A 20,126-nucleotide genomic window follows, 5' to 3' on the forward strand; every position below is an offset into this window, starting at 1 on the left:
ATTAAAATTTGCAACCAAGTAAAAAACACTTTCTTTTCAAATAGAAAGTGTTTTTATGCTTTAAAATAATCCTACTAATTGTTGAATAGCTAAAATAACGAATAAAACCAAACATGCAGATAATACAATATTGGACAGTAAACGATTACTATACTCTTTTCCAATGCGTTTGGAATTCAGCAACCACAATAAACTTATCGATAAAAATGGCATAAACAAAGCTCCAAGTGCACCATATAAAATAATTAATTCAACAGGTTTACCAAAGAATAAAAGGAGCATAGGAGGGAAGGTTAGCCACGCTAAAAATGCACGGTATGCCGGATCTTTTTCAGTAACTGAGCGATGGTGTTCCTTTTTCATAATGCGTACAAAGTCTGCAAATAGATAAGGAACGCCATTCCAGACTCCTAATAAAGAAGAAAATGCTGCAGACCAAAAACCAATTAAAAATAGCCAAGTAAAAACACTTCCGAATTTGTCACCAATCATCTCTGATAATTGATATAACCCTTGTTCGCCTTGTATTTCAATTCCAGTTCCATAAAGGAACTGACTTCCTACTATTAAAAGAGAAAGAGTGAACAATGCAGTCATAAAATATGCTGCCTTTGAATCCAATCTCATCATTGGAATCCAGTCTTTCCCTTTCCACCCTTTTTCTTTTAACCAATAGCCATAGGATGCCATCGTTATGGTACCACCTACACCACCGATAAGACCTAGAGCAAGCATAAAAGAGCCTTTTGGAATAGTTGGAACAAAACCTTTAAAAAGGTCACCAATAGTAGGTAAGAATAATACTGCAGAACCAATTACTGTAACAAACATTAATCCTATTAGAACCATCATTACTTTTTCAAATAGGAGATAACGACCACTCCATATGAGAAGAAACCCTACAATTGCATGAATTACGGCCCAAACCCAAAAGGGGAGAACAGGAACCATCGCAGTCATCGCCATAGCACAAGCAGATGTTGCGGCTGCTCCGTACACAAATCCCCAAATAACAGAATAAATTCCGAAATAACCAGTAGCCCATTTTCCCATTTGCTGCCAGCCTTCAATGATCGTTTTTCCTGTAGCAAGATGCAAACGACCTACACCTTCATTTAAGAAATATTTAAAAATAGAACCAAGAATAATTGCCCAAACGAATACAAGTCCAAAGCCTGCCCCCGCAACTAATGCTGCGACAAGGTCACCTGTTCCGACCCCCGTTGCTGCAGCGACAAAACCCGGACCAATCATCGCGAGTTTCTTTTTATAACTCGTTGGTGCCTGTATTGGCGTATGTAGATTTGACATAAAGTAACCCCTTTCATGATGAAATAAAAATATATTTCAAAATTATATCACAATTTAAATAAATACTCTTGGTCAAATAGTCTGAATTTTTTCTCGAACTTCAGTCGAGCAACATTGTTTGTTTCTTTACTTACAATTGATAAGATAGTAATGAAACAAAATGGAAGAGAGGTCATACACATGACAAATATAAATATTCCTGTCTCGGTTCTTAACCTTGCTCCAATTCGTAAAGGACAGAATCAGAAAGACGCAATTGATGCTATGGTTAACTTAGCTCAAACTACTGAAAAAATGGGATACACACGATATTGGATTGCCGAACATCACAATTCACCAACATTAGTCAGTTCTGCTACGTCCATTTTAATTAAGCATACTTTAGAGCACACAGAAAAAATCAGAGTTGGTTCCGGTGGGGTTATGCTTCCTAACCATTCACCACTAGTTGTAGCTGAACAGTTCGGAACAATGGCCACCATTTATCCAAACCGTCTTGATCTAGGTCTGGGAAGAGCACCAGGAACCGATATGATGACAGCAAGTGCATTAAGACGTTCAAATAATGATTCTGTTTACACTTTTCCTAATGATGTAAATGCTTTACTCACCTACTTTGGACCGATGGAACGACAAGGGTATGTAAAAGCTTATCCTGGAGTAGATACAAATGTACCAATCTATATTCTAGGTTCTTCAACGGATTCCGCTTATTTGGCCGCGAAATTAGGGCTTCCGTATGTATTTGCATCACATTTTGCACCTAGATATATGGAAGAGGCGATTTCCATTTATCGCAAACGTTTTGAACCATCCGAATATTTAAGCTCACCATACATGATGGTTTGCCTCAATGTAGTTGCAACAGAAACTGATGAAGAGGCTAAACGAGAAATCACAACCATGCAGCAATTTTTCTTAAACGTTGTACGTGGTTCACAAAACCCATTACAACCACCAGTTGACAACATGGATGAGCTATGGAACGTACATGAAAAAGAAATGGCAAAATCCATGTCTAGTGTCACATTATTAGGAAGCAAAGATTCCATACGGAAGCAATTAACCAGCTTCCAGGAAAAATATAATGTCGATGAGCTCATGGCTGTTTCTTACATCTATGATCAGGATAAACAAAAGCGTTCATATGAGATCTTAAAAGAAGTTGTCGATGGAAAGTGAGTTTTGATGTGCATTTTACTAATTGTGCAGGTGAAATTTATACAAAATTGGGTGATGTGAAGCAAATTGCTTCACAATATCCCATATACTTGCTAAAATAAAGTGAAACTAAATATTGATCTATCTTCGGGGCTGGGTGAAAATCCCGACCGGCGGTGATGAGAGTAATCTCTAAGCCCGCGAGCCGAAAGGCAGGATTTGGTGCGATTCCAAAGCCGACAGTATAGTCTGGATGGGAGAAGATGGAGGTTCTGCGCGTTCAAAAATTTTACAATGATTGGACGTTTATTAAGCATGCCTTTTACATTAACTCCCTCAAGAAGCTATTCTTGGGGGTTTTTATTTGGGTATGTCTTATAAGCTGAACCTTTCTTCTTTTGAGGTGGATCGACAAAAGAGGAGAGGAAAGAAAAAATGAAGAAAATACCTTTACGTCAATTTGTGGCAATTGCAATGCTGAGTACGATTTCGTACATCCTAATGTTTTTAAACTTCCCATTGCCAACATTCCCAAGCTTTTTGAACGTCGACTTTAGCGATGTTCCTGCATTACTAGCAGCACTTATTTTTGGACCGATGGCCGGAATCCTGGTTGAATTATTCAAAAACATGATTGATTATTTCATCACCGGAAGTGAAACTGGCGTACCTGTTGGTCATATTTCAAACTTTGTAGCAGGGATTATATTCGTTCTAACAACCTACTATATTTTTAAACTATTAAAAACGAAATTAGGCTTAACAATCGGATTAATTGGCGGTACAGCGATGATGGCAATCATCATGAGTGTTCTTAACTACTATGTATTCCTACCGGCATTCAACTTTTTCTTGAATATACCAGCCATGTCAGCACCAGAAACACTCAAAATGGTGGTTTACGCCATTCTTCCTTTTAACATTCTAAAAGGATTGATCGTTGCAACAATCTTCATGTTGTTGTATGCACGTCTACATCCGTGGATTAATAAACAAGCGTCGATATAAATGATTAGATATGGCAAGCACCCGAGAGCGGGTGCTTGTTTTTGGTTTTAACAACAATTCACAAGTATAAAATTATGATCTTTTGAATGTGAAATGTCCCTGAGACTAGCTCTCGAGGACAAACCACAGCTAACTCCCTGACCAAATGTCTCTGACACGAGTTCTCAAAGACAAAAGCGAGTGAGTCCACGTTTAAAATGTCTCTGAAACTAGCTCTCGAGGAAAAACCGCAGCTAACTCACCGACCAAATGTCTCTGACACGAGTTCTCAAAGACAAAAGTAATTGAGCACTCTTTATCTTTAATATGTCTCTGAGACACTCTTTTACATACAATCTTTATTATTCATAATACATCCACCGATTTTTTCTTACAATCTGATAATTCTTATCTAGAATTCTTTGAATTCTCTTCTTCGACTCCACCACACAACACCATTCCTGAACCAAATTCGTTGTAATCCTATTTTCAGGAAACAAGAGTTTCAATTCATCAGTATTACGTGGTACTGCATCAGTAACTAATTCCTCATGTCCACAGCGTCTGCAAACACAATTTCTTCCAACAATCTCTACCGTCAAAGACCCACACTCCACACAACAAATCCCTTTTCGTAACTGCTCATAAGTATATTCCGGTAACTGACCATACGGAGACTCCTGCATGTGCATTGAAACTAATTTTTCCGCTAGCACTTTATGTTTATTATTTATTTTTGCATTAGACTTATTAAGATTTTGAAAAAAAGAGATTAGTTGAGTTGGAAGGATAATGGGTTTAAGAAGCGGTGCTTGAAATAGAGTAAAACCTGGATTTACAAAGACTACGTAAGCATCAATTTCGAGACTTTGGAGAAGTTGTCGAAGTAAGGATTCGCTGCGATGGAGTTGAATGAGTGGGTTGTTCCTTTCTATTTTAGGCATCTTGTAAAGCCGGTCTGATTCATAATAAAAATCACCCTCGTAATTGTTCACTTCAAAGAAATAGAGTACCTCAGCTGTAATCAACAGGGAATCAATTTGAAATGTAGTGTTATTAAATTGGAGCAATAAATTATTTAAAACTAAATAATCAGATCCAAGATTTTTTATGAAAGAATCAAATGACAGTTCTCCTTCATAACCCTTAATTTGATTTAAAAAATACTGTCTTTCTGCTTTGTTCAAATCCATTCGAGCATTCTGGGCTTTCATTATTTTGATGTTAATCGATTCAATTCGTTCCTTGTAAATCATATGCCACAACCTTTCTTATAGTTTCTAATCTTATACTCGTATTTCACAAGTTTCACCAGATAATGGTAAACTAGTAAAAGAATGATAAAGAGGGGATGGAAACTATGAAGAAGGTGGTCCTTGCTGGTGGTACTGGTTTTGTGGGTACCTATTTTTCAAAAAGGTTTACTGAACTTGGGTATGTAGTAAACGTGATTTCAAGAAATGCATCAAACATCACTTGGGATGATAAAGAAGGAATTATACAGGCACTCGAGGATTCCGAGATACTTATCAATCTTGCTGGGAAATCCGTCAATTGCAGATATAACGAAAAAAACAGACAAGAAATTCTCCACTCTCGAACGAAGACTACGAAAATATTAGGTGATGCCCTCAAAGAATGTAAAAACCCGCCAGAATTATGGATTAATTCTAGCACAGCAACGATCTATCGGCATGCTGAAGATAGACCAATGTCAGAAGAATCTGGGGAAATTGGTACTGGTTTTTCAGTAGATGTTGCAAAAAGATGGGAGGAAGCCTTTTTTTCTTATCAATTCCAGAGCACTAGGCAGGTTGCGCTAAGAATCTCGATTGTACTTGGAGCCGGTGGGGGTGTTATGATTCCATATAAAAACCTAGTTCGCTTTGGGCTAGGGGGAATCCAAGGACCTGGTACTCAAAAATTCAGTTGGATTCATATTGAGGATTTGTTCAATATTGTTCTTTATATTCGGGATCATCCCCATCTAACTGGGGTCTTTAACTGTTCAACCCCGAATCCTATTACAAATCGCGAGTTAATGAATAGTCTCCGAGTCGCATATAATCGAAAATTCGGATTACCTTCCCCAGCTTGGCTTCTTGAACTTGGTGCAATTTTTATTAGAACGGAAACAGAATTAATTTTAAAGAGCAGATGGGTTATTCCAGATCGACTGAGTAAGGAAGGATATATTTTTTCTTATCCAACAATCGAGGACGCACTTACACAAATAACAAAAAATAATTGAAACTATTTTCCTATAAATTCGTAAATAATAGTGTTAGAACTAAAATTGGAGGGGATTTTGTGGAAGGTAAAGGCTGTGTTAAATGCGGAAGCACAAATGCTGGTACGAAAGATGTATCGATGACTGGTTCTGGACTTACTAAAATGTTAGATATTCAAAACAATCGTTTTACTGTAGTGTATTGTAAGAATTGCGGATACTCTGAGTTCTATAACAAGAATTCTTCAACCGCATCAAATATCCTTGATTTATTCTTTGGATAATGTGATGAAAGGGGACACATACATCTTGCTGCACAAGCTCACTATACAAACTAATAATCGTGACCAAATGGTAGATGTAACAGAAAAAGTTCAAGCCATTATTGAAGAAAAGGGGATAAGAGAGGGCGCTGTGATTGTCTATTGTCCACATACAACAGCCGGGATAACGATTAATGAGAATGCGGATCCCGATGTAAAACGTGACATGATTCGCCGTTTTGATGAAGTATATCCTTGGCATCATAAACTTGACCGTCACATGGAAGGTAACACCGCAGCTCATATGAAAGCTAGTACTGTCGGCGCATCGCAACATGTTATTGTCACAAATGGACGTTTACTCCTTGGTACGTGGCAAGGAATCTATTTTTGCGAATTTGATGGTCCTCGAACTCGGACATTTTATGTGAAAATCTTGTAAATACGCGAATCCAACTGGTTCGCCTATTTCATTTAGAAAACACAATTCATTCTGCTTTTATATTAAACCCGTAGAAGCAGAAAAGTCCCCTTACTTTTGTTAAAATAATACTAAGCATTTTAGTATTCGAAATTTTAAGGAGGGGAATATAATGGATGAACGTTATCCGATTGGAGAATTCCGATTTGATGGAGATTTGACAGAAGAATTAGCAGCCGGCTGGATAAAAGAAATTGAGAATTTGCCATCTTTACTAAAAGATGCGGTGAAAGATTTAACAGATCAACAGCTCGATACACCTTATCGTAACGGTGGATGGACACTTCGCCAGGTTGTTCATCATATTGCAGATGCATCGATGAATTCATATATTCGTTTTAAGTTAGCTGTAACTGAAGGTAATCCAGTTATTAAACCATATGATGAAGCAAAATGGGCTGTACTTTCAGACTCGACTTTACCGGTAAATGCTTCAATAGCAATCATCGAAGGTGTTCACAAACGTTGGGTCACACTTTTACGAAGCTTTTCAATGGATGATTATGAATTGTCATATGTTCACCCAGAAGGTGGCGAAATGAAATTAGGCATCTTTTTAGGCTTTTCCGCTTGGCATGGAAACCATCATCTAGCACATATCACGACTTTAGTGAAAAATAAAAATTGGTAAATGGAAAAGCAATGCACGATGCATTGCTTTTTTAATGCGTTTCTTTATTAAACATCCATTTGATTAATTGCTTACCTTGTTCAAGTGACATTTCACCTTCAGCAAGTGATTTTAAGATTGATCTCCATGAAGCGATAACAACAATATTTATAGGAAGAGAAGATTCTGAAATCATTCCGTTAAAAAAAGATTCCACTTTATCTTTATTTGTTCCAGGAGATTCCTCACAAAGTAAGCGACAAATATGAACCTTCACTGCAAAATCTAATCCAATTAGCATTGCTGCTTCAATTTTTCTAAATGTATCTTCAAATAAAGATACGGCACCCTCCATTCTATCTAAAATCCTTTGTTCCATTTCAGCCCGAATAACTTCATAGAGCTTTGTTTTTGACCCAAAGTGATGATAAATAGCACCAGTAGTTACATTCGCTTTTTCAGCAAGTTCTGTGATACTTACCGCTTTGTATCCTTTTTTACTAAATTCCTCTAAAGCCACTTTTAGTATGGTATCTTTATTAGTTCCTGGTATTGGTATCCACTCTTTCATATTTTGATCATACCATATTGACAAGAATCCGTAAATGACTTACGCTTAACGTAACTAACTTACGTATTACATAAATTTATTATCCTAATAAGAAGGAGGAAAAGAAATGAAACTACTATTTTTATATCACCCTGTAAAAAACCTTAAAGAATCTCTTACATTTTACCGTGAAAATCTTGGATTCGAAGAAGCATGGAGAGAAGGGGAACATACTGCGGCCATTCATTTACCAGACACCGATATTCGCCTTATGATTGAGGATGAAGACGAAGGGCTTTCTGCAGGAGGAGTATTCCTGGTCGATAGTGTGGACGAATTTTATCATCAAAAAAAAGAGAATCTAAACTTTGTTAGAGAACCTCATGACATCCCACCAGGACGTTATGCCATTTATTTAGACAATTCTGGGAACCCTATCCGCATATTAGATTTTTCAAAAGAAAAATAGCTTCAATTTTGGCAGACAGTCAAAGGAACTGTCTGCTTTTTATTATGAAAAAGAGGAATCTGTGATTTAATTAAAGAATACTTATGGATAAAATATTTTAGGAGGGTTTTGGTTGATTTATGAAATGACAATTCAATTTCGTGTTAGTGACATATCTAAGGGACAACATTGGTACGAAACACTCCTCAATAAAAAACCTGATTTTATTCCGCATGATGGGTTTGCTGAGTGGGAACTTCTTCCTGGTTGTTGGCTTCAGATTGCTGAGGGAATTCCCTCCATCGGTTCCGGTCCATTAAGATTAGGGATAGACAATCTTGAAATAGAGCGTGATAGACTAATCAATGATTTAAAAATAGAGCCATTTGATATATATTCAAGGGAAGAGGTCCCGGTTAAATGGGCCACATTTTCAGACCCTTGGGGAAATAAAGTTGGCTTATTTGAATATCATAATCAATCAGAAAAGGAAGATCGAAAGAAAACCATTGTTGGTAAACAACAATAAAGGAGGACAATCGAATGGCAAAAGGTAAGACAAATGCCATGAGGATTTTAGATTCTAGAAAAATTGAATACAAGATTCATACATATGAAAGCAATGACGGAAAAATTGATGGAGTATCTGTCGCACAAAAGATAGGATTAGATACGAAAAAGGTTTACAAAACATTGGTTGCTCAAGGAAACAACAAAGATATTTTTGTGTTTGTCATTCCAGTTGAAGAAGAACTTGATCTAAAAAAAGCAGCAAGAGCAGCTAATGTTAAAAAAGTCGAAATGGTACCCGTAAAGGATATCCAAAAACATACCGGTTACATTAGAGGCGGTTGCTCACCAATCGGTATGAAAAAAGCATATCCTACATTGATTGATGCTCAGGCTTCGAACCTTGACAGCATTATTATTAGCGCAGGAAAAATCGGAATGCAAGTCGAACTAACAGTGGCCGATTTAACATCTGCAACAGAGGGACAAATTGTAGACATCATTAAATAATATTATTTTTCCTCGAAAGAAGAAATCGCATGATTAATTAGAAACGATTCAAGTATCTTTGTTTAAGATTATAGTAGAATGGTTACTATGGGTTGTTTGGTTTTAGTCTATATGTTAAAATGGTTGTATAATTAACTGGATACTCTAAGGGGAGTAGCTTTAACAGCAAAGTCGTCAATACAGAGATGTACTCTCTCGGCTTTGTTGGCAACTATAACGTTGTTAGCAAGACCTTACCAATAACAATGGTATAGGTCTTTTTTGCTTTTTTAAGGCCTATATCAAACGTGATATAGGCCTTTTCTCATCCAACAAAAAGGAAGGGGAGTTAATAAATGAATATCATTACAACAAAGAATTTGCCAGTATTTATCACAAAGGAACTTGAGGAGCTACATAAAAAAATTGCTCCAATCATGATGAAGACATCTAAATACATGTTTTGGTCATTTCCAATGATCATGATTTCACTTATTAATTTAGTATTTTTACTATTTTTCATGCCGTTTACCAATGAAGCTATTCCGTCACTTCTCATTTATGCGATCATTGGTGCAATTGGATTCGCCTTAGCGAAGGAAGCAAAGTTGAAGAAAAAGGAAATAGAAGCCATTTCTTCTAAATATATTATTGAAAGAATTAAAAAGAGTGATGTAGTTACAGCAGGACGTCAGCAAGACTATATAACGCGACTTAAAAACCAACCAAAGCTTGCTCTACACTACTTTATTGAATTCTTAGATGAGGAAAACAAAAGAGAAAAGCGAAATCTTTATTCCTAAGGAGTTTAAAATATATGAAACCCTCAAATCGCGAAACAATAACGCAGGAAGAAAGACCAGTTAAAAAAGCAAAGCATAAAAAGTCAATCCACCAAATTCTTTTACAGCTGCAAAGCCAGGGAGTGAATGCATCCCTTTGCAAAAAAAGAAGTAAGCTTGTTTTAGGATCGTAATAGGAAAACCTGACCCTTACAGAGTCAGGTTTTTTTCATACCTGCAAAAGACTAGACAATGAGCATAACTGACAAGTAGATGGTATACCCAACAAGTGAGTACGTATGTTTCCATACTGGATTTGCTGAATGAGTGAACGTTCTTCCAAAGTCAGCGGTGGCAAAAATGCGGGTCTTTTTTGCCGTTTCTTTAAATTTTTTTTGATTTTTAATAGAGATTCAGAGAGTGGGAGTTTTTTCTTTTTAAACAGTTTGCACATCAATGATGACCTCCTCAATGAATGCTCTTGCATTACGATGAATATGTATCTAGTAGGCTATAGGGGAGGTTACTTATGTTAAACAAGGTGAATGACGGTATAGGTCAGTTAATTGACACCATTAGAAAAGACCAGTCATCAAATGGGGCATGGAAGTACTCCTTTGAAACAGGCATTTCAACCGATTGTTATATGATTATCTTATTAAGGAGTCTTGAAATAAATGATGAGAAATTAATCCAACAATTAGTTGAACGGATTTTAAGTCGGCAAGAAGATAATGGGGCATGGAAGCTTTTTTATGATGAAGGGGATGGTAATATATCTGCAACAGTGGAGGCATATTATGCACTCCTATATTCAGGTAATATTGAAAGACTGGATCCAAAAATGAAACAAGCAAAATCCTTTATCATAAAAAATGGGGGACTTACAAACATCCATATGCTTACTAAATTTATGCTTGCGTTAACAGGCCAACATAGATGGCCAGCCTTTTTTCCGCTGCCAATTGAACTCATCCTGTTACCTCACTCATGTCCGATTCATTTTTATCGTTAATCTGTATTCGGAAGAGCTAATCTTACCCCTATTATGGTTCTTGCTGACAAAAAGTTTAGCCTAACAACAAATAGGAGTCCTGATTTATCTGATTTAACTAATAAGAGAGACGAAGACGAATTTAATTTTGGGAATTCACGGGAATGGCGTTCATTTTATTCAAATGTTAAACAATTAATCGATCGGTTAATTGGATTACCATCCCACCTTCACCAACTCGCAACCGAACAAGCAAAGCAATATATGCTGCAAAGGATTGAACCCGATGGAACCTTACTAGGTTATTTTAGCTCCACATTTTTGTTGATTTTTGCTTTACTGAGCCTTGGTTATTCAAAAACCCATCCCATTATTATAAATGCAGTAAATGGGCTAAAGGAAATGAAAACAGTGATTAATGGTCATGTTCATATGCAGTACACGACTTCTGATGTATGGAATACTTCACTCCTTGGATATGCCCTCCAAGAAGCAGGTGTGCCATCAAGTGATTCCATGATTAAAAAGGCTAATCACTATTTATTAAATCGACAACATATGAAATATGGTGACTGGGCCGTTCAAAATCCGTCAGGTGTTCCTGGAGGGTGGGGATTTGCAGACATGAACACGATTCATCCAGATGTCGATGATACGACTGCATCCTTACGTTCAATTGCAAGAATGGTAAAAAAAGTACCAGTCTATAGGCAATCGTGGGACAGAGGCTTAGTGTGGTTATTGACTATGCAAAATGATGAAGGAGCCTGGCCGGCATTTGAGAAAAATACAGATAGTAAGCTACTTAGCTTTTTACCAATTGAAAAAGCTGAGTACATCTTAACTGATCCTTCGTCCGCAGATTTAACTGGACGTACACTTGAGTATCTTGGTAACTTTACGAATTTAAAAAATAACCAACCATCTGTTAAATCAGCGATTCAATGGCTGTATAAAGATCAAGAAGACAATGGTTCATGGTATGGCAGATGGGGAATTTGCTATATATATGGAACATGGGCTGCCGTAACAGGTTTACGTGCTGTTGACGTTTTGCCAACACACTCATCAATTAAGCGGGCTGTCACATGGCTTGAATCTATTCAAAATTCGGATGGTGGCTGGGGAGAATCATGTAATAGTGATCGTAAGCATAAATATGTTCCCTTAAAAGCAAGCACATTAACACATTCCGCTTGGGCAGTGGACGCCCTTATCTCAGTAAGTGATAAACCTAGCAATTCCATAAACAAAGGGGTAGATTTTCTATTAACGAATTTGGATCGAGATGACTGGACCACAACCTATCCAAAAGGGCAGGGGATGGCAGGGGACTTTTACATACACTACCACAGCTACCGTTATATTTTCCCGCTCTTGGCACTTGCGCATTACAAAAAGAAATATATAGAAAAAAGCTAAAAGATATGCTCTTTTAGCTTTTCTTAAGTTTTGAGGGGTTATTGATTTTATAGTGAACTGGTTCTTCAATGATGAACTCTTCATCAACATCCTTGCCTTTTGCTAACTTCTTTTTCACAATTTTCGCATCAAATTCAAGCGCATTCCCTGGCTCAAGCTCTAGTTTCTTTAAAGTCTTTGAATAGGAGCACCAAGCAAGTCCAATCTGAATGGGTTCTTCCTGTTGAATGACTACATCTTCAAGTACGACAACCTCATCATTATCTTCGTTAAAATGGTTCCATGTAAGCGCAAATTGTTTAACCGTAGCGGTAAAATGAACCTTGTCAGTTGGTAACTCAATTTTGGGTGCTTTTTCCTTTTTTACTTGTTTTGTTGGTTGTTCCTTCTTAACAGCTGTTTTTGATTCTGCCGATGCAGGTTTTTCAACATTACTCGTACTCGTGGTTTCCTTTTTCTTCTCCTTCACTACAGCTGTGTCTGAAATAGCACTTTTTGCAAAGCTAGGTGATTGCATTTCTTTTAAATATGCCGGGTGAATACAGGTTAGATTGCCATCCTCAAACTCAAGTACAATTGTATTGTGTTCTTGTGCTTTACCGTACACTTCATAACCTTTTATTGTAACAATTCGTTGGTGGGTTCTTTCTTTGTACCAGTATTCTTTTTTAACAGAAAGACCCCATTCTCGAACCTTTTCTTCATAGTGGGCTTCGTCTACAAAAGTTTCGTATTCTCCTTTTGGAGGGAGATATGTTGTACTGGCCAAATCCTCTACATGAGGCAATTTATTCGCCATGTATGAACATCCTTTCGTTTTTTACAAATTTATGTAATTCATATACAATAAAATGAAACATATCTATTTCTTATCATATATTTCTTTCCTACATAATAAAAGGTTTTTTCAATTTTAACAAAAGGAGAATTGCGATGACAACTACGTATACGTCTCGAAATGAAGTACCTGAACAAGAAAAATGGAACTTAGATGATCTCTATTCTGACCTAAATAAATGGGAAGAAGATTATCAACTTATTGAAAAGATGGGGGAGGAACTCGCTACGTTTGATGGTAATATTCATGATGGACATTCATTGTGTGAGTATTTAACGTTGAGTGAAAAAATGTCTTTCCATTTTAATAAACTCTTTGCGTATGCAATGTTAAAGGTAGATGAAGATACTCGGGTAACGAAATCCCAATCTTATTTGGATCGCGCCAAACAACTTAGCGTGAAGGTAAGTTCAGCAAATTCATTTTTCATGCCATATTTATTAAGCTTAGATGAAGAAACATTAAAGCGATACATTGCCGAAGAAGAAGGTCTTCAGTATTTTGAAAAGGAATTATTGGAATCCTTTCGTTATAAGCCACATGTTTTAAATAAGGACCAAGAAGAAATTTTATCTCGATTAGGTGAAGCGCTTTCTGCACCAAGTACTACGTATGGAATGATTAATAATGCAGATATCCGCTTTGGCAAGGTTACGAAGGATAATGGTGAGAAAGTTGAACTTACAAGAGGGATGTATGCAAAGTTGATTGAGGATGAAGATCGTGATAAGCGAAAAGAAGCTTATAAAGCCTATTACGAGCCCTATGTACATTTGAAGAATTCAATCGCTTCGACCTTATCTGCAGCTATAAAAAATAATGTAACGCTTTCGAAGTTGAGACATTATCCATCAGCCCTTGAAAAAGCACTATTTGGAGATAATGTTCCAAAAGACGTCTATGAAAATCTAATTGAAACCACGAAAAAAAATATCAGAACGGTGCACAAATATACAAGCATTCGCAAGGAACAATTAGGGCTTGATGAGCTTCGTCAATATGACTTGAGTGTACCGCTCGTTAGTGGAGCAAAAAAAGATATATCGTATGATGAAGCATTTGAAACGATGTGTAAAGCACTTGCTCCTTTAGGTGAAGAGTATATTCAAACACTAAAAGATTTTAGAAAATCACGTTATTTCGATGTTAGAGAGACACCCGGAAAACGGTCTGGCGCCTATAACCTTGGTGTGTATGGCGTCCATCCATATATCCTTTTAAATCATCAGGATGACTTAGATAGTTTATTTACGTTGGTTCATGAATGTGGCCATGGGGTTCACAGTAAATTAAGCTCAGAGCACCAGCCACAAATTACGGCTCGGTATAGTATTTTTGTTGCTGAGGTAGCTTCAACAGTTAATGAAGTACTGTTAATTAATTATTTATTGAACAATGAGGAAAATGAAGAAGTAAAGAAATTCTTAATTAATCATTTTATTGATAAATTTAAAGGCACATTCTTTACTCAGGTGATGTTTGCAGAGTTTGAAAAGAAGACACATGAAATGGCTGAACAAGGACTTCCATTAAATGTAGAATCTTTTAGCGAAGTGTATGAAGGGTTATTTAGAGAATACCATGGTGAAGATCTTGTGTTTGATGATGAAGTAAAATATGGCTGGGCACGTATCCCACATTTTTACCGCCCGTTTTATGTTTATAAATACGCGACGGGATTTGCTTCCGCCATTCATATCGCTACGAAGATTCTTGAAGGGGACGAAACAGCGTTAACCTCTTATCTTGAATTCTTAAAAAGTGGTAGTTCTGATTATCCACTTGAATTGTTGAAAAAGACTGGAGTAGACCTTACAACCCCATATCCAATCGAAAATTCATTGAAAAAGTTTAATGAATTAGTAGAAGAATTTTCAAAACTGTAAGAAGGGGAGCCTTCCAAATTTGGAAGGCTCTTTTTCATTCTTTTGGATGAACCATATCCTCAGGTTGTACGTATTGGTCAAATTGTTCTTCTGTTAAAAATCCTAACTGTAGGGCTGCATCTTTTAAGGTAGTACCGTGTTTATGTGCATGTTTTGCGATGGCCGCGGCCTTTTCATAGCCAATATAAGGATTAAGGGCTGTCACAAGCATTAAGGAATCTTGTAGGTTTTTAGCGATGATTTTTTCGTTTGCTTGAATTCCAACTGCACAGTGTTTATTAAAGGATTCCATTGAATCCGCTAACAGGCGAACCGATTGAAGGAAATTATAGATAATTACTGGCTTAAACACATTTAGTTCGAAATTTCCTTGGCTTGCCGCCATTCCGATTGTAGCATCATTGCCCATTACTTGAACCGCAACCATCGTAAGTGCTTCACTTTGGGTAGGATTCACTTTCCCAGGCATGATCGAACTACCAGGTTCATTTTCAGGAATCGTAATTTCTCCAATACCACAGCGTGGACCACTTGCAAGCCATCTTACATCATTTGCTATTTTCATTAAATCAGCTGCTAATCCTTTTAAAGCCCCATGGGCAAACACAATCTCATCATGACTAGTAAGCGCATGGAATTTATTTTCCGATGAGATGAAGGAAAGCTTTGTGAACTTCGAGATTTCCTTTGTCACATTCTCACCAAACTTCGGATGAGCATTAATCCCAGTTCCTACTGCAGTGCCACCTATCGCAAGGGCAAGCATTTTTTCAGTCGATTCTATAATCATTTCCTTCGAACGCTTTAACATATGGACCCAGCCGCTAATTTCTTGACCAAGCGTTAATGGAGTAGCATCTTGAAGATGAGTTCTTCCAATTTTTACGATGTTTTTAAATTCTTTTTCTTTTGCTTGCAAAGTTGCTTGTAATGTCTCAAGTGTTGGCACAAGACGTTCCTTAACTGCTTTCACAGCGGCAATGTGCATTGCTGTAGGAAATGTGTCATTAGAGCTTTGACTCATATTGACGTCATCATTTGGATGAACTTTTTCATTAATGCCTTGATCCTTTAACCATCGGTTAGCACGATTTGCAACGACCTCATTCATATTCATATTACTCTGTGTTCCGCTACCAGTTTGCCATACAACTAGTGGAAAATGCTCAAATATACCACCTGCTAATATCTCATCACAAGCATCAGAAATGGCTTTAGCTTTATTTGTACTTAATTTACCAAGCTTTTCGTTCGTAATCGCCGCACTTCTTTTTAATATGGCGAAGGCTTCTATCACTTCTTGGGGCATCTTTTCTGTCCCAATTCGAAAATTTTCTTTACTCCGTTGAGTTTGAGCAGCCCAGTAGGCATCTACCGGGACTTTAATTTCACCCATTGTGTCTTTTTCAATTCTATATTCCAAGATGATCACCTCTCATTTTCTCTTTATATAAGGTACCAATTATTCCCTCGTATTATGTCTTTGTAATTCATATGGAACACAACATCCTTGTCCATAAAAATGATAGAATTTATAATGGAGTTTTAATGAAAGGTAGGTGGGCTACCGTGAATACAGAGGAAAGCTTTTTTAATCGAAAAAAACAACAGCTCGGTGTACAACTAAATAACGTTCAGAAAAAGGCCGTCCTTCACACAAGGGGACCATTACTCTTATTAGCTTCACCTGGTTCGGGTAAAACAACAACAACGATTATGCGAATTGGTTATTTAATCGAGGAAGTGGGGGTAGAACCTTCACGCATAAAGGCTGTAACCTTTAGTCGTGCATCTGCAGCCGATATGAAAGAAAGATTTGCTCGCTTCTTTCCTGAACACACCACTACTCCTGTAGACTTTTCAACGATTCATAGTCTTGCATTTCAGGTGGTTCGGGATTATTTTTATAAACAAAAAGTTTCCTACCAGTTAATAGAAGGTAGTCTAGATGGTGGTCCTAATAAAAAACTACTTTTGCGTAACATTTATAAAGCTATGAATGATGAGATTATCACCGAAGAACAGCTTGAGGATCTCACAACGTATATTAGTTTTATTAAAAATAAGCTTCTCCCACAGAATGAGTGGCAAAATATTGACTGTGACATTCCATTTGTTGAGGCCATTTTTGAGGAATATGAAAAAATTAAGAATGCAGACCCAAGTAATCTATTACTCGATTATGATGACATGCTCACCATTGCAAATGACGTATTTAATAAAGATACATTGATTCTGCAAAAATACCAAAAGCGCTATGATTATGTCCTTACTGATGAAAGCCAGGATACTTCACTCGTTCAGCATAAAATCATTAAAAAGCTTGTAAAACCACATCATAATTTATTTGTCGTTGCAGACGATGATCAATCCATATACTCCTGGCGCGGAGCAGAGCCAACGTATTTGTTAGATTTTAAAAAAGTTTATCACAATGCAGTAATTCTTAAAATGGAGCAGAACTATCGTTCGTCAAAGGATATCGTCGACGTTGCCAATCGATTCATTAAACGGAATAAAAACCGCTACGACAAAAATATGTTCACAGAAAATAACAGCCATAAGCCAATTCAAATCACACAGTTTGAGGACTATCGGAACCAAGCAAAATATCTTGTCCAAGAAATTGACTTGGTAGAGAAGAAGAAGGATGTCGCTGTATTATATCGAAACAACTCTTCATCCATCATGTTAATAAATGAGCTTGATCGAAATCAAATTCCTTTCTATATAAAGGATTCTGATAATCGCTTTTTCTCACATTGGGTAGTAAAAGACATATTGAATTTCATGAGAATGTCCTTTACGGATAGACGAGTTGATATTTTTCAGCAAATTTACACGAAATGTGGGTTTTACTTATCGAGAGAACAATTGTTCAAACTCACTAAAAAGAAACCATCTGAATCCATTTTTGAACGACTATTACAAAATAAAGGCTTAAAAGACTATCAACAGAAGCAAATTCAAGCATGTCAGAAAACCTTTCAAGAAATGAAGGGGGGTAAGCCACTTAAGGCGATTAAGCTAATAAGGAACCAACTTAGTTACGACAAAACGCTTAAAGACATGAGTAAGAAACTGGGATTTAATACGGAATATATCTTTAGTGTGCTTCAAACTCTCGAGGAAATTGCTGATTCACTTGACACGATGGAGCAATTTGCTGAACGATTAAATCATCTCGAAGAACTAATGAAAGTCTCTAAATTTAATAAAAACAAAGATGCCATTACCCTTTCCACATTTCATAGTTCAAAAGGGCTTGAGTTTAAAAAGGTTTATATGATTGATCTGATCGAAGGAGTATTTCCTTCACATGATGAGATTAATAAATATAAAGATGGCGAACGAGATCTCATGGAAGAGGCAGTTCGACTATTTTATGTTGGGATGACACGTGCTGAACAAGAGCTTGAACTTTTGACTTATAAAAAACAAAATGGAAAAGAGGTTTCTCAGTCTCGATTTGTGGCAAATGTGAAAAATATCGTTTCAACTCCCGTTAAGGTACAGACGTCTGAGCCAAAGAAAAAGTTGAAAACTGAAAAACCAATGGTTCCTTATAATCCAGATGCGATTATAAAAGCGGAAGACATTCAAGAGGGAATGACCATAAAACACCGTGTTTTCGGGCAAGGAACAGTTGTTTCTATCAATGGGGAAAAAATCGAAATCCAATTTCAAAAAGTGCGGAAAGCTTTACTACTTGAAACCTGTCTTGAAATGGGGTTATTGGAACTAGCAAATGAGCTTTCTGTCAATTAGGAAGAAGATAGGGAAAGGTACTGTACCTTTCCTTATTTATCACTTTCTGCTTTAATAGTAGTCACAATTTTAGAATTTGACTCTTTTGGTGACTCCTGAATCTTCTCTTCTTTTATCTGCTCGATTTCTATTTCAAGTCTTTTTATATGCCTTTGCTGCTTGTATTGACGGAGAATACCAAACATACCAACAATCAGACCACCAAGTAAAGCGGAACCTAAAATGATTAAAATAAGCGGGATCTCTGTATAACCCAATACAAAGTTTACTTTTACAGAATCCACATTCACAACCGCAAATATCGCGACTATCAGTGCAAATAAAAGTCCCAAAATTAAATTCCACTGAAATCTCACCATACACAACTCCTTAGTTCTACTTCTTTTTAGTTTACCCATTTATGTCATTCATGTTCCCACCATACCTATAATTCGATATCCATGTAAAAACTATTATATAATTGACGTATTGAAGATTATTGGAGTTGAAACAATGGGTACGTTATTTCCAACACTTTACGATTTTTTTATGAAACCACTTGAAAAGAGAAAATTCATTTCAATTCGGCGCAAATTGCTAAACAGAGCAACCGGACATGTGCTTGAATTAGGTTCAGGTACAGGCATAAATTTCCCGTTATATCGAAATGTCCACCATGTAACGGCAATTGAACCTAATCCGCAAATGACAAACAGAGCCCATGAAAATAAAGAACAAGCTATTGTTCCGATTGAAATTGTTCAGACAGGTGCTGAAAAATTACCATTTGAGGATAATACATATGACACCGTTGTAGCAACGCTTGTATTTTGTACAATACCAGAACCAGAAATGGCTTTACAAGAAATGAAACGGGTTTGTAAACCAAACGGAACCATTCTTATGTTTGAGCATGTGAAAATGCAGAACCTTTTTTTATCAAAACTACAGGATTGGCTTACACCTGTTTGGAAAAAAGTATGTGATGGTTGTTGTTTAAATCGAGAAACAGAAAATCTTGTAAAACGAAGTGGATTAAAAATTATAGGTAAAGAAGAATTTTATAATGGACTATTCATTACATTGCAATTACGAAATATTAAAGAGGAGAGCTAATCTATGGTTACTGAAATATACTTAAATGAGTACAAAATGAACGTAACGAATTACTATGAAGAAACAAAAAATCATCTCTTGTTAGTGAAAGTTGAGTTTAAAGTATCAAGTGGGGATTATCATGATATTACAACCCTTTTATATAAAGGGAATTTCGATTTAAACGTTCCAGAGAGGAATATTGTATGTAAAGTAATGCTCCAAGAGTATTCAACCTCTATCACGAATCTCTATGAAAAAGATCAAGTCGGGGACTTCACGCTAACTCTTCGTGAAACAAGAGAATAGGAGGAGGCTCTAA

At 36.7% G+C, this 20,126-nt stretch carries 21 protein-coding genes, 1 pseudogene and 1 riboswitch; of the genes and pseudogenes, 16 read left to right on the forward strand and 6 right to left on the reverse strand.

Annotated elements, in window-relative coordinates:
• Positions 1-60 precede the first annotated feature (60 nt).
• On the reverse strand, positions 61-1,311 hold the full coding sequence (locus DZB84_RS00975) for an Nramp family divalent metal transporter (RefSeq protein WP_116350387.1): 1,251 nt from the start codon (positions 1,309-1,311) through the stop codon (positions 61-63).
• Positions 1,312-1,491: 180 nt separating this feature from the next.
• Between DZB84_RS00975 and DZB84_RS00980 the strand changes: the two genes are divergently transcribed.
• Positions 1,492-2,493, forward strand: coding sequence for an LLM class flavin-dependent oxidoreductase (locus DZB84_RS00980; RefSeq protein WP_116350388.1), 1,002 nt, complete (start codon positions 1,492-1,494; stop codon positions 2,491-2,493).
• A gap of 118 nt (positions 2,494-2,611) precedes the next feature.
• A riboswitch (FMN riboswitch) is annotated at positions 2,612-2,741 on the forward strand.
• 166 nt (positions 2,742-2,907) lie between these two features.
• A complete protein-coding gene (locus tag DZB84_RS00985; RefSeq protein WP_116350389.1) occupies positions 2,908-3,480 on the forward strand; it encodes an ECF transporter S component in 573 nt (190 codons plus the stop codon).
• 341 nt (positions 3,481-3,821) lie between these two features.
• On the opposite strand, the gene DZB84_RS00990 is transcribed toward DZB84_RS00985, so the two are convergent.
• Positions 3,822-4,715: a nuclease-related domain-containing protein gene (locus DZB84_RS00990; protein ID WP_116350390.1), complete on the reverse strand. Its 894-nt coding sequence runs from the start codon at positions 4,713-4,715 to the stop codon at positions 3,822-3,824.
• A 104-nt stretch (positions 4,716-4,819) separates the two neighbouring features.
• Here DZB84_RS00990 and DZB84_RS00995 point away from each other — a divergent pair, with 104 nt between their 5' ends.
• From DZB84_RS00995 to DZB84_RS01010, 4 genes are all read left to right on the forward strand, one after another.
• Positions 4,820-5,710: a TIGR01777 family oxidoreductase gene (locus tag DZB84_RS00995; RefSeq protein WP_116350391.1), complete on the forward strand. Its 891-nt coding sequence runs from the start codon at positions 4,820-4,822 to the stop codon at positions 5,708-5,710.
• Positions 5,711-5,769: 59 nt separating this feature from the next.
• Positions 5,770-5,973, forward strand: a complete 204-nt coding sequence (locus DZB84_RS01000; protein WP_116350392.1) for a zinc ribbon domain-containing protein — start codon at positions 5,770-5,772, stop codon at positions 5,971-5,973.
• Between the two features lie 25 nt (positions 5,974-5,998).
• Positions 5,999-6,394: a secondary thiamine-phosphate synthase enzyme YjbQ gene (locus DZB84_RS01005; protein WP_189655102.1), complete on the forward strand. Its 396-nt coding sequence runs from the start codon at positions 5,999-6,001 to the stop codon at positions 6,392-6,394.
• A 151-nt stretch (positions 6,395-6,545) separates the two neighbouring features.
• Positions 6,546-7,064: a YfiT family bacillithiol transferase gene (locus tag DZB84_RS01010; RefSeq protein ID WP_411266251.1), complete on the forward strand. Its 519-nt coding sequence runs from the start codon at positions 6,546-6,548 to the stop codon at positions 7,062-7,064.
• A gap of 31 nt (positions 7,065-7,095) precedes the next feature.
• Here the strand turns inward: DZB84_RS01010 and DZB84_RS01015 are convergent, their stop codons facing one another.
• Positions 7,096-7,614 (reverse strand): TetR/AcrR family transcriptional regulator, encoded by a 519-nt coding sequence (locus DZB84_RS01015; RefSeq protein WP_116350394.1) that lies wholly within the window; start codon positions 7,612-7,614, stop codon positions 7,096-7,098.
• A 106-nt stretch (positions 7,615-7,720) separates the two neighbouring features.
• Between DZB84_RS01015 and DZB84_RS01020 the strand changes: the two genes are divergently transcribed.
• From DZB84_RS01020 to DZB84_RS01045, 6 genes and pseudogenes are all read left to right on the forward strand, one after another.
• Positions 7,721-8,062: a VOC family protein gene (locus tag DZB84_RS01020; protein WP_116350395.1), complete on the forward strand. Its 342-nt coding sequence runs from the start codon at positions 7,721-7,723 to the stop codon at positions 8,060-8,062.
• Positions 8,063-8,174: 112 nt separating this feature from the next.
• On the forward strand, positions 8,175-8,570 hold the full coding sequence (locus DZB84_RS01025; protein ID WP_116350396.1) for a VOC family protein: 396 nt from the start codon (positions 8,175-8,177) through the stop codon (positions 8,568-8,570).
• Positions 8,571-8,584: 14 nt separating this feature from the next.
• Positions 8,585-9,061, forward strand: a complete 477-nt coding sequence (gene ybaK / locus DZB84_RS01030) for a Cys-tRNA(Pro) deacylase (RefSeq protein WP_116350397.1) — start codon at positions 8,585-8,587, stop codon at positions 9,059-9,061.
• Between the two features lie 335 nt (positions 9,062-9,396).
• Positions 9,397-9,843, forward strand: a complete 447-nt coding sequence (locus DZB84_RS01035) for a DUF5392 family protein (protein WP_116350398.1) — start codon at positions 9,397-9,399, stop codon at positions 9,841-9,843.
• A 14-nt stretch (positions 9,844-9,857) separates the two neighbouring features.
• Entirely contained in the window at positions 9,858-10,016 is a 159-nt protein-coding gene (locus tag DZB84_RS24760) for a hypothetical protein (RefSeq protein ID WP_189655103.1), read from the forward strand.
• A gap of 335 nt (positions 10,017-10,351) precedes the next feature.
• A pseudogene (locus tag DZB84_RS01045) lies at positions 10,352-12,238 on the forward strand (terpene cyclase/mutase family protein).
• Between the two features lie 13 nt (positions 12,239-12,251).
• Here DZB84_RS01045 and DZB84_RS01050 read toward each other — a convergent pair.
• A complete protein-coding gene (locus DZB84_RS01050) occupies positions 12,252-13,037 on the reverse strand; it encodes a hypothetical protein (RefSeq protein ID WP_116350400.1) in 786 nt (261 codons plus the stop codon).
• A gap of 134 nt (positions 13,038-13,171) precedes the next feature.
• Between DZB84_RS01050 and pepF the strand changes: the two genes are divergently transcribed.
• Complete coding sequence (gene pepF, locus DZB84_RS01055) at positions 13,172-14,962, forward strand: oligoendopeptidase F (RefSeq protein WP_116350401.1); 1,791 nt, start codon at positions 13,172-13,174, stop codon at positions 14,960-14,962.
• Positions 14,963-14,996: 34 nt separating this feature from the next.
• Here pepF and fumC read toward each other — a convergent pair whose 3' ends face one another.
• Positions 14,997-16,385 (reverse strand): class II fumarate hydratase, encoded by a 1,389-nt coding sequence (gene fumC, locus DZB84_RS01060; protein ID WP_116350402.1) that lies wholly within the window; start codon positions 16,383-16,385, stop codon positions 14,997-14,999.
• Positions 16,386-16,531: 146 nt separating this feature from the next.
• On the opposite strand from fumC, the gene DZB84_RS01065 reads away from it, so the two are divergent.
• Entirely contained in the window at positions 16,532-18,730 is a 2,199-nt protein-coding gene (locus DZB84_RS01065) for an ATP-dependent helicase (RefSeq protein WP_116350403.1), read from the forward strand.
• 32 nt (positions 18,731-18,762) lie between these two features.
• Here the strand turns inward: DZB84_RS01065 and DZB84_RS01070 are convergent, their stop codons facing one another.
• Positions 18,763-19,089 carry a LapA family protein gene (locus tag DZB84_RS01070; protein ID WP_223254352.1) on the reverse strand — a complete coding sequence of 109 codons (327 nt, stop codon included), beginning with the start codon at positions 19,087-19,089 and terminating at the stop codon, positions 18,763-18,765.
• A 133-nt stretch (positions 19,090-19,222) separates the two neighbouring features.
• Here DZB84_RS01070 and DZB84_RS01075 point away from each other — a divergent pair, with 133 nt between their 5' ends.
• Together DZB84_RS01075 and DZB84_RS01080 are read left to right on the forward strand one after the other, a co-directional pair.
• The gene (locus tag DZB84_RS01075) at positions 19,223-19,825 is read left to right on the forward strand and encodes a class I SAM-dependent methyltransferase (protein ID WP_116350404.1); all 603 of its coding nucleotides are present in this window, start codon (positions 19,223-19,225) and stop codon (positions 19,823-19,825) included.
• A 3-nt stretch (positions 19,826-19,828) separates the two neighbouring features.
• On the forward strand, positions 19,829-20,113 hold the full coding sequence (locus DZB84_RS01080; RefSeq protein WP_116350405.1) for a DUF3219 family protein: 285 nt from the start codon (positions 19,829-19,831) through the stop codon (positions 20,111-20,113).
• Positions 20,114-20,126 lie beyond the last annotated feature (13 nt).

The sequence above is a fragment of the Bacillus sp. HNG genome (assembly GCF_003400205.1).
Lineage (GTDB): Bacteria > Bacillota > Bacilli > Bacillales > Bacillaceae_L > Ferdinandcohnia.